The sequence below is a fragment of the Psychrobacter sp. FME13 genome (assembly GCF_014861395.1).
In the GTDB taxonomy this organism is placed as follows: domain Bacteria; phylum Pseudomonadota; class Gammaproteobacteria; order Pseudomonadales; family Moraxellaceae; genus Psychrobacter.
In genome coordinates this window covers 1-7,118 of sequence record NZ_RRYV01000159.1, presented here as the reverse complement: position 1 = coordinate 7,118, position 7,118 = coordinate 1, and the positions used below count along the sequence as shown (strand labels likewise).

Sequence of the window (7,118 nt, the reverse complement as noted above, 5' to 3'; positions counted from 1 at the left end):
CTGATAAAGGGTATATCAGCCCGAGTCTGACATCGTACTACGACGCTCAAGGAGTAGATTTACAAACGCCACTCAGAGCTAATATGAAAGAAGATAGACCCAAACCTGTGGTAAGACGGCTAATGAAAGCCCGCCGTATCGTTGAAACAGTCATTGGTCAGTTATCAGAACGATTTAATATACAAAAGGTACGAGCAAGAGATTTATGGCATTTGTCTCATCGATTGATTCGTAAGATTCTGTCGCATAATCTGTGCTTTGTACTCAATAAAAAACTTGGTAACCCGCCTCTTCAGTTTGATTTGCTTATTTCAAGTTGAGAGTGGGGTACCTTATAAGACAAATGCTGTTCACAAAATCAACTTTACTATCGACCTCATCTCCTCTATGTTAAATAGCATAATGACCTATCGCTATCTAAATGGGCATTCAAAACTTCTTTTTTTGCGACATTTTCGCCTTTTCAGATACTTTTACCTATAGAAAATTGGGCGCCTTTATTTATAAAAACCTGTATTACATAAGGAAAGTAATTTATGAGTCAATTGGATATTACGACCTACATGCAGTCTGTCGGCAAGCAAGCAAGAGCTGCTTCTCGCACACTCGCTGCGGCCAACACTGGTGATAAGAACTCGGCACTCATGGCCATTCATGATGAGCTAGTCAATGCCAAACAAGACATTTTGGCTGCCAATAAAATCGACATGGAAAACGGTCAAAAAAACAATCTTGATAGCGCACTCCTCGATCGCCTTGAGTTAAATGAAGCGCGATTCAGCGGTATGCTCCAAGGTCTTAAAGACGTCGCTGGTCTCCCTGATCCTATTGGTGAAGTCACTGACATGACCTATCGCCCATCTGGTATTCACTTGGGTAAAATGCGTGTGCCACTGGGTGTGGTCGGTATGATTTATGAGTCTCGTCCTAACGTGACACTAGAGGCGGCATCATTAGCGCTAAAATCAGGTAACGCAATTATCTTACGCGGTGGTTCTGAGGCCTTTGAATCTAACCAAGCCATTGCCAAATGTATCAAACAAGGGCTTAGTCATACAGATCTATCTGAACATAGCGTACAAGTGCTACAGACAACCGATCGTGCGGCCGTAGGCGAGCTGATTACCATGACTGAATACGTCGATGTTATTGTGCCACGTGGTGGTAAAGGTCTGATTGCACGTATCAGTAATGATGCCAAAGTCCCTGTCATCAAGCATTTAGACGGTAACTGCCATACCTTTATCGATAGTGATGCAGATGCTGAAATTGCCATCAAAGTCAGTGTCAATGCCAAAACGCATCGCTACGGTACTTGTAATACCATGGAAACACTACTGGTTGATGAAGCAGTCGCAAATGAGCTATTGCCTAAAATTGCAGAAGCTATTGTAGACGCAGATGACGCCATGCAACTACGCCTTGATGACAAGTCACAAGCTATCCTAAATGAAAATGCTAAACTTGAAGGTCATTTATCAGCTGCAACTTCTGATGATTGGGATACCGAATACCTAGCGCCTATCCTAGCGGTAAAAATAGTCTCAGGTATAGACGAAGCTATCGAACATATCAATACGCATGGTAGTCATCATACCGATGTCATCATTACGGATAACTATACCAAGTCACAGCGATTCATCCGTGAAGTGGACTCGGCCAGCGTGATGATTAACGCCTCTAGCCGTTTTGCTGATGGTTTTGAATATGGTCTCGGCGCTGAGATTGGTATCTCAACGGATAAAATCCATGCGCGCGGCCCTGTCGGGTTAGAAGGTTTGACTTCACAGAAGTGGATTGTCTATGGTCATGGCGAGACGCGCGCTTAACTGATAGCGTATTGACTCAACTTAGCACTTATCTGCTGACTTGCCGTATAATTCACAGACAGCATAATCCACAAAAAACGTCAGCTCGATTGCTGACGTTTTTTTATTAGAGATAAATATGTTATATAAGCGGCGCAACCATCATTTTGCACCATAACACAAACATGCTATAGGAAAGCAGGCTCATGCAGAGTGGCAGAATCAAACATTGGAATAAAGACAAAGGCTATGGCTTTATTGACGTAGACAACCAAAGTGAAGACGTGTTTTTTCATATAAGCACCGTACGATTATCACAGCCTATCGGGGAGGGACAAACGGTCTACTTTAATAGCGAACGTAATGAAAAAAACCAATTACGCGCAACAGAAGTAACGTCTACTAAGCTCAGTCTTCAAGATAGCCCTCAAGACAGTGTTGAAAACAGTAACGAAACGAGCCTTCCTAAGCATCACTCGAATAACAATAATACAAGCACACAAAATACGCATAACAACCGCAATACTCGCCAGCATAATAGCAATCGAAACAAAAAAAGCCCACTATCTACCTTATTTAGCCTCATCGCTATTATCGCAGTCGCGTTTTATTTCTTTGATGATATAAAGTCGACTGCTTTTTCGGATAGCGCAGCGCCCACCGCTATATCTCAAATTTCATCAGAGAACTCAAACCAAGCGCCAGCCTCTTCCGTCACGGGTGATGCCCAAATAGATAAGATCATCATGCTGATCAAGCAAGGTGGGCCATTTCCTTATCCCAATAAAGATGGCACCAGCTTTTACAACCGAGAAGGTAGGCTACCTGCCCAATCTCAAGGCTACTATCGCGAATACACCGTTCCCACTCCTGGCGTATCACACCGCGGCGCAAGGCGTATCGTCACTGGTGGCAATCCACCGACGGTCTATTACTTAACCGTTGACCACTATGACAGCTTCAAAAAACTGGACGTAAAATAATATGAGCCAAGCCATTCACTACCTTAATCAAAACTGCAACCAACATCACGAACAAGACAGTAACCAAAACGGTACAGCACTAAACGCTAGCGTTCCAACACAGACTGTTAACATAGTCATCGATGACATACTGAACAAGACAACACTATTAACAAGTTTAGGATACGCCTGTGATTTTCCCAGCTACTATTCACACAACTGGGACAGTGCATGGGATTGCTTGACAGACAGCGAGGTTACCGACTTAACGTTAGATCTAACAGCTATCAAAAAAATAGATACAGAAGATTTTAATACCTTCAAAAGTATCATCGAAGATGCTTATAGAGATTTTGGCAAGCCAACATTATGGGTGATCATGCCATCTACAAATAACACCTAGTCGATAATCATTAAACAAGCCTGAATTCGAGATAAAGCCATATTTATCTCAAATTCAGGTTAATTTATTTTTATAGAAAGGATTAACCCATGGAAATTACCTTAAATGGTTATTACACCCTAATCTTTGCCACTTTAGTGCTATTGCTTGGACGACTTTTGGTCAAAAAAGTTAAGTTCTTGGAAGATTTTAATATTCCAGAGCCAGTAGCAGGTGGCTTGATTGCTGCGGTTATCGTGTATGCCCTTAACTTTTTTTGGGGCTACAGCTTTAATTTTCACCAAGGGTTACAGACAGCTACTATGCTGATGTTCTTTGCCTCTATCGGTCTGAGTGCTGATTTTGGTCGACTAAAAGCAGGTGGCACACCCCTACTGATATTCACTATTGTGGTGTCGGTATTTATTATATTGCAAGATGCCGTCGGCGTAACCATGGCTAGCGCATTAGGACTTGATCCATTGCTCGGACTCGTCACAGGCTCTATCGCATTAACTGGCGGTCACGGTACAGCTGGTGCATGGGGTGCTGTCTTAGAGCAAGAATATGGTGTGGTTGGTGCAACGACACTAGGTATCGCCGTGGCTACTTATGGTTTGGTCGCAGGTGGTATCGTTGGTGGTCCTGTTGCGCGCAGATTAATCAATAAACTTGGGTTAAAACCTGCACCCGCTAATATGAATCCAAGCGACGTCGAAAAACTCGCTGGAGAACAATCCCTATACAGTACCAAACACAGCGAAAACGATGACAGTGGTACTCAGGAAATGTTTGAAAAACCTGATAACATTCGTCTGATTACCGCCTCATCAACTATCGAGACCTTAGCGCTGTTTGCAGGTGCATTAGCATTTGCTGATTTGATGACATTGGTTGCCGAAGGTACGTCGTTTGAGTTACCTACTTTTGTATGGGCGCTAGCAGGCGGTGTGATTCTACGTAACTCATTAACCATGATTTTTAATTTTGACATGTTTGATCGTGCTATTGACGTGATTGGTAATGCATCATTGAGTCTGTTTTTGGCGATGGCACTGTTATCATTGAAACTGTGGGAACTAACAGACTTGGCAGGCCCTGTACTCATAATATTACTGGTACAGACGTTTGTGATGATTCTATACGTTTATTTCATCACCTTCAAAGTCATGGGTAAAAACTACGACGCTGCGGTGCTATCAGCTGGTCATTGCGGTTTTGGTATGGGTGCAACGCCGACTGCGATTGCCAATATGCAGGCGGTCACTGATCGCTATCTGCCCTCGCCTAAAGCGTTCCTAATCGTACCGATGGTAGGTGCTTTCTTTGTTGATATCGTCAATGCGACGGTATTGCAGATATTTACGAAACTGCCGTTTATGTAATATCAAATTATGTAAAGATTGATGACTTGCTTTAGCAGTCGTACCAAACCCTAACCTATATGGTTGGGGTTTTCTTTTGTATGTTGACTGACTAAAGGTGATAGTCGCGCAAGTGAGATTCAGCTGTTACGCAACCTATAATGAGATAAAAACGATTCACTGTTATCAATACAGTAGTCAAAGGAGTTAAATCATATCATGTTGATATTTGCAGTAATTATCGTCGTATCAGGCGCGCTTATTATTGGTGCGCTTTGGGGGCTGTACGGTCGTCTACCTGGCTGGCTAGAAGGCAACTTACTAGCAGTAGCAGGCGGTGCCCTGATGATATCGGTGGTTATTGAGCTGGTCCAACCCGCTGTCACTGATAGTGGCCTTTGGATAACAGCTGCTTTTACGTTATTAGGTGCTTTGGTGTTTGCTGGTGTGGATTATTTGCTTGATGAAAAGTTAAATGCCGACGGTGGATCAGGACTATTAGCGGCTATTACCTTAGACGGCGTACCAGAAAACCTAGCGTTAGGCGTAGCACTGATTAGCGGAAACGTCATGCAGGTAGCAGCACTGGCTGGCTCTATATTACTGTCTAATTTGCCAGAAGCAGCAGGCGGGGCAAAGGAGATGCGTAACAATGGCGTCAGTAATAAAAAGGTGCTGATGCTATGGATCGGTGCGGCTGCTTTATTATCAGTGGCCGCTATTTTGGGGAAAGTCTTACTAAAAGATGCCGATGATGCCACTATTAGTGCTATCAATAGCTTTGCTGCAGGCGCCGTCATTGCCTCGCTAGCGACTGAGGTTTTTCCTACTGCTTTTAAACGCAGTAATCATTGGGCTGGTATCAGTACAACCATAGGTCTTATATTGGCGCTGGCTTTAAATCAGCTTGGTGGCTGATATCACAGATGTACTTGATAAGGTGCTTTGACACCTTGACACATTATCAAAATAAACACGTGGTCACCGATTACATATTGGTCTCATTAGAAAACAAAAACCGCCTAGCAAACGCCAAGCGGTTTTTATTCAGCTCAATTAAGTCATACAGCTAATATTTAACAGTTTAGATTCTTTTCTGAAAATTTTAGTATTTTCTTTGATACCTGACTGCTATCGTCTACAAACCATTAATCATATTTCACTAAATTATCTAGCATTGTAGACAGCCATGCATTGTTATCTGCGATATGCGTGTCCCCTAGCATGATGATTTCATCACCCGCCTGAATGGTGTGAGGATATTCAGCAATAGCATCTTGTATGTAGTCCTGTCCATGCATCACCATATCTACCATACTTTTTTTAGTGACTTCAAAATGACATTGCCACCCAAGTACCCATGTACCTAACGCTTTATGTTTTGGGGTTTGATAGATAAAACCTTGATTGGCCCAAGCGTTTGATTCTGCAATTGCAGTCGCACCTTGAGGACACTCAAAACCATCGCCATGCCAATGAAAAACTGTAAATTCATGCTTTGGTAAATCTTCTAGTAGCTGATGCTCTAGCCCCTCTTTGGTCAATTGGATGGGTAGCCAACCAACCTCTTTTACACCTGAAGGAGCAACCTTTGCTCCCAAGCTATCTGCTATTAACTGCGCCCCCAAACAAACACCGACGACTGTTTTTCCTTGTTCAATGCTTTTTTTAATAAAGGCTTTCTCATCGGCTAGCCACTGAAAGTCAACTTCATCATGGATGCTCATTGGCCCACCCATAATCACCAACCAATCAAAACTGTCTTGAGAAGGTAATGGATCGTTTTCATAAAAACGCGTGACAGTAACGCTATAACCTTGACTGTCTGCCCAATGCTCAATATGACTGAGCGCTTCGAAATCAACATGGTACAGTGCATGAATACGTAGTGTCATCAAACCATCCTTTTACTAATGCCTATGTTAATCCACCGCTTAATAAGCACAGGCTAAGTGATATGGGCTTAAGCTTACTGGTTTTTTCGTAAACTGGCAATATTGCACAAACAGCTTCTACCTAAATGAATAGCTATCTAACAAACAACGAGTGCTAGCTATCAAAAAGCCCGCCAAGATTAGTCTTGACGGGCTTTGTTAATTATCAAATTATAATACAGTATTCAATCAAACCCATTATTTATACTTTTTAATTTCGCCACTTTTCACACGAGCAACGAAAGAATTAACCTCTTTTTTCACAACTGGCATTAAGAAGTACAAACCGATGATGTTAAAGATGGCCATCGCAAATAAAGCTGCATCTGAGAAGTCGATAACAAAGCTAAACTGTACGATGGTACCGATAATAACGAAGACCAAAAAGATAAGTTTGTATATCATTTCGCCAGCTTTACCTTCACCGAACAGGTAGGTCCAAGCCTTTAGGCCATAATATGACCATGAGATCATCGTTGAAAAGGCGAACATTATTACAGCGATGGCTAAGAAGTACTGAAAAATTGGCGCTGTTTGCATAAAGGCGGCACGGGTTAGATCCACACCAGTAATAGCTTGCGTTTGCAAGTTTGCGGCAGTGTTTACCCCAGAGTTGACATACTCCCACCACTTTCGCAAAGCTCAAGTGGGGGATTCTAAAAGCAAAT

8 protein-coding genes are annotated in these 7,118 nt (G+C 42.6%); 6 read left to right on the top strand and 2 right to left on the bottom strand.

Going from position 1 to position 7,118, the window contains the following annotated elements; all coding sequences use genetic code 11:
• The 6 genes from EI164_RS13575 to EI164_RS13550 form a co-directional block, all read left to right on the top strand.
• Nucleotides 1-320, top strand: a 320-nt coding sequence (locus EI164_RS13575) for a transposase (protein ID WP_318779513.1), incomplete at its 5' end; no start/stop codon positions are given.
• 216 nt (nucleotides 321-536) lie between these two features.
• The gene (locus EI164_RS13570) at nucleotides 537-1,829 is read left to right on the top strand and encodes a glutamate-5-semialdehyde dehydrogenase (RefSeq protein WP_192520467.1); all 1,293 of its coding nucleotides are present in this window, start codon (nucleotides 537-539) and stop codon (nucleotides 1,827-1,829) included.
• Nucleotides 1,830-2,014: 185 nt separating this feature from the next.
• Complete coding sequence (locus EI164_RS13565) at nucleotides 2,015-2,791, top strand: ribonuclease domain-containing protein (RefSeq protein ID WP_192520466.1); 777 nt, start codon at nucleotides 2,015-2,017, stop codon at nucleotides 2,789-2,791.
• Between the two features lies 1 nt (nucleotide 2,792).
• Nucleotides 2,793-3,173, top strand: coding sequence for a barstar family protein (locus EI164_RS13560; RefSeq protein WP_192520465.1), 381 nt, complete (start codon nucleotides 2,793-2,795; stop codon nucleotides 3,171-3,173).
• A gap of 89 nt (nucleotides 3,174-3,262) precedes the next feature.
• On the top strand, nucleotides 3,263-4,537 hold the full coding sequence (gltS, locus tag EI164_RS13555) for a sodium/glutamate symporter (protein WP_192520464.1): 1,275 nt from the start codon (nucleotides 3,263-3,265) through the stop codon (nucleotides 4,535-4,537).
• A 198-nt stretch (nucleotides 4,538-4,735) separates the two neighbouring features.
• Nucleotides 4,736-5,434: a ZIP family metal transporter gene (locus EI164_RS13550; RefSeq protein ID WP_192520463.1), complete on the top strand. Its 699-nt coding sequence runs from the start codon at nucleotides 4,736-4,738 to the stop codon at nucleotides 5,432-5,434.
• Nucleotides 5,435-5,664: 230 nt separating this feature from the next.
• On the opposite strand, the gene EI164_RS13545 is transcribed toward EI164_RS13550, so the two are convergent.
• Both EI164_RS13545 and EI164_RS13540 read right to left on the bottom strand, forming a co-directional pair.
• Nucleotides 5,665-6,411, bottom strand: coding sequence for a type 1 glutamine amidotransferase (locus EI164_RS13545; RefSeq protein WP_192520462.1), 747 nt, complete (start codon nucleotides 6,409-6,411; stop codon nucleotides 5,665-5,667).
• Between the two features lie 237 nt (nucleotides 6,412-6,648).
• Complete coding sequence (locus EI164_RS13540; protein WP_225739301.1) at nucleotides 6,649-7,089, bottom strand: alanine:cation symporter family protein; 441 nt, start codon at nucleotides 7,087-7,089, stop codon at nucleotides 6,649-6,651.
• Between the last annotated feature and the right edge of the window lie 29 nt (nucleotides 7,090-7,118).